Origin of the sequence: Collinsella aerofaciens (assembly GCF_040926265.1) — a bacterium.
Taxonomy (GTDB): Bacteria; Actinomycetota; Coriobacteriia; order Coriobacteriales; family Coriobacteriaceae; genus Collinsella; species Collinsella aerofaciens_BB.
In genome coordinates this window covers 1-2,121 of record NZ_JBCOIL010000051.1, presented here as the reverse complement: position 1 = coordinate 2,121, position 2,121 = coordinate 1, and the positions used below count along the sequence as shown (strand labels likewise).

Sequence of the window (2,121 nt, the reverse complement as noted above, 5' to 3'; positions counted from 1 at the left end):
CCGCGCGGCAAGGAGATATATTGCCAGACCGGAGGGGCCCCGGGGGCGGGAATCTGGTCGTACACATTTCCTACACAGTTTGGGATTCTCAGCTGTATTTGCCAGTAATAAAGAGGGGACCTCGTTTCCGAGATCCCCTCCTCTGTTTATCTATAGAAATAGGCTTTCAAAGCCTTAGGCCAGCAGCTTGCGACCGGACTCCTCAATCGCGTCAAGTGCTGCATCTGCCTCGGCGGCATCCGCGCCCTTAGCGAAGATGTACAGCTTAATCTTGGGCTCGGTGCCGGAAGGACGAACAATACCCTTGTTGCCGCCCTCAAGATCGAACTCAATTACGTTAGCCTTCGGCAGGCCGTTCACGCAGGTGTTGTAATCCACGACGGCCTCAATCTTGGAACCGGCGAGCTCCGCGGGCGGGTTCTCGCGCAGACCAGCCATGATGCCGGCCATCTTTGCCGCACCCTCAGCGCCCGGATAGCTTAGCGAAATCGTCTTGTTGTGATAGTAGCCATACTTCTCGTACAACTCGTGCATCGCATCGGCAAGGTTCTTGCCCTGGAGCTTATAATACTGCGCCATCTGGCAAATCAGAAGCGAAGTGCTGACGGCGTCCTTGTCGCGCACGTGGTCGCCGGCCAGATAGCCGTAGCTCTCCTCAAAACCGAAGATAAAGCGATCGACCTCGCCAGCATCGGAAAGAGAAGTAATGATGTCGCCGATGTACTTGAAGCCCGTCAGGCAGCGGCGGAGCTCAAAACCGTACTCGTCGGCCAGAGCGTCAACCATGGCAGAAGAAACGATAGTAGTAACGGCAACCTTCTTAGTAAGGTCCTCACCGCGGGCAGCACGGGTCTTGCAGATATAGTCGAGCAGCAGAACGCCCATCTCATTGCCGGTCAGCAGCAGATAGTCATCGCCATTCTTAACGGCAACGCCAACACGGTCGGCGTCGGGATCGGTTGCAAGCAGCAAATCAGGGTGAACCTGCTCGCAGAGATCGATGCCCTTCTGCATGGCCTGACGGATCTCGGGGTTAGGATACGGGCAGGTCGGGAAATCGCCGTTAGGCTCCTTCTGCTCGGGAACAACCGTGACATCGGTGATGCCAGCGCGCTCGAGCACCGTCGTGACGGGAATGAGGCCGGTGCCGTTGAGCGGAGTGTAGACGAGCTTAAGCGGAGCGCCAGCGATCTCCTCGGTAGAAAGGTTAGTCACGCCGCGGGCGAGAACGGCGTCGTAATAACGCTCGAGGCACGAGTCGTCGATCCATTTGACCAGACCCTGCTCAAGAGCCTCATCGAAGTCCATGGACTTCACGCCGGTGAACGTATCGGTCTCGGCGATAGCCTTAGAAATTGCATCGGCGGCCTCGCTAGTAATCTGGCAGCCGTCGGGGCCATAGGCCTTATAGCCGTTATAAGGCGCCGGATTATGACTAGCGGTCATGCAAATGCCACCAGAGCACTTAAGGTCGCGGACGGCCCAGGAGAGCGTCGGCACAGGAGAAATCTTGGGATACACGAGGCCAGTCACGCCGTTTGCTGCAAGAATGGCAGCCGTCGTCTTGACGAACAGCTCACCTTTATTGCGGCTATCACGAGCGATGGCGACCGTCGGATGCTCGAAGGTCGCATTGAGGTAGTCAGCAAATCCCTGGGTCGCACGACCGACCGTATAGATATTCATACGGTTAGTGCCCGCACCGATAGTGCCGCGAAGGCCGGCAGTACCGAAGGCGAGATCCTGGAAGAAAGCGTCGGTAATGGCGTCCTCATCACCCTGCTCCTTCATCGTGTTAAGCTCAGCGAGGAGCTCCTCGTCCTTGACATTGGCAATCCAAGTATCAAGCAGCTCATGAACATCTGCCATGTGAGTCCTTCCGTCACAATCAATAAAACGACCCGTGTAAAACAGGACAAGCGCAGCAGTGCGCTAAAGCAAATATTAGTCCATTGAGAACAAAGAACCGACCAAAGAACGGTGAACGTCTATATTCAGCGGTGGATGATTGGATTGATTTAATTGCTTAGTGAATGCCGCCTTTAACGCAAAAAAGGGGGAGGCCGCGAGGCCTCCCCCTTCTCAGTTCAAGCGTACGGCTCGGTGCCGTCCACCGGTCAG

General features: G+C 56.1%; 1 protein-coding gene. It reads right to left on the bottom strand.

The features are described 5' to 3' along the window. Positions 1 to 174 precede the first annotated feature (174 nt). On the bottom strand, positions 175 to 1,869 hold the full coding sequence (locus tag AB5767_RS09995; RefSeq protein ID WP_368132628.1) for a phospho-sugar mutase: 1,695 nt from the start codon (positions 1,867 to 1,869) through the stop codon (positions 175 to 177). Positions 1,870 to 2,121: the final 252 nt, after the last annotated feature.

Coding starts and splice junctions, on each gene's coding strand:
- AB5767_RS09995 (WP_368132628.1), bottom strand. CDS start 1,869: ATGGCAGATGTTCATGAGCTGCTTGATACTTGGATTGCCAATGTCAAG.